Here is a 730-nt window from a genome sequence, read left to right on the forward strand (position 1 = left end):
CGTGAGGTCCACTGTGGCGAAGCCGTGCGCTTCGAACGCACCCGCGATCTGAGCCGATTCGCTGCGATTACGGATCTGCACGCCCACGAAGATATGGGCGGAGTTCGCGTCCGCAATGCGATAGTTGAACTCGGTGACGCTGCGCGTGCCCACCAGTTCGCAGAAACGCCGGAAACTGCCGCGCTCTTCGGGGATCGTCACGGCAAACACCGCTTCGCGCGCTTCACCCACTTCGGCGCGTTCGGCCACGAAGCGCATGCGGTCGAAGTTCATGTTCGCACCGGACGTGATCGCAATCAGCGTCTGGTTCTCGATGCCTTCGCGCTCCGCATACTGCTTGGCACCGGCTACGGCCAAAGAACCCGCGGGCTCCAGCACGCTGCGGGTATCCTGGAAGACATCCTTGATCGCGGCACATAGCGCATCTGTGTTCACGAGCAGCACGTCGTCGAGATATTCGCTGCACAGGCGGAAGGTTTCTTCGCCGACCAGTTTCACCGCCGTGCCGTCCGAGAACAGACCCACTTCGTTCAGCGTGACCCGCTCGCCAGCTTTCAGCGACGCGGCCATCGCGCACGAATCATCGGTTTGCACGCCGATCACCTTGATCTCCGGGCGCACCGATTTCACGTACGCAGCCACCCCCGCCGCGAGCCCACCGCCGCCGATCGGCACGAAGATCGCGTGAATCGGGCCTTGATGCTGACTGAGAATCTCCATGGCGACGGTC

1 protein-coding gene is annotated in these 730 nt (G+C 62.7%); it reads right to left on the bottom strand.

Annotated features, from left to right (window positions below; genetic code table 11):
* A partial coding sequence (locus P0D68_RS35480; protein ID WP_408468834.1) for a pyridoxal-phosphate dependent enzyme occupies nucleotides 1-730 on the bottom strand: 730 nt, incomplete at both ends.

Origin of the sequence: Paraburkholderia sp. RL17-380-BIE-A, from assembly GCF_046028085.1 — a bacterium.
Taxonomy (GTDB): domain Bacteria; phylum Pseudomonadota; class Gammaproteobacteria; order Burkholderiales; family Burkholderiaceae; genus Paraburkholderia.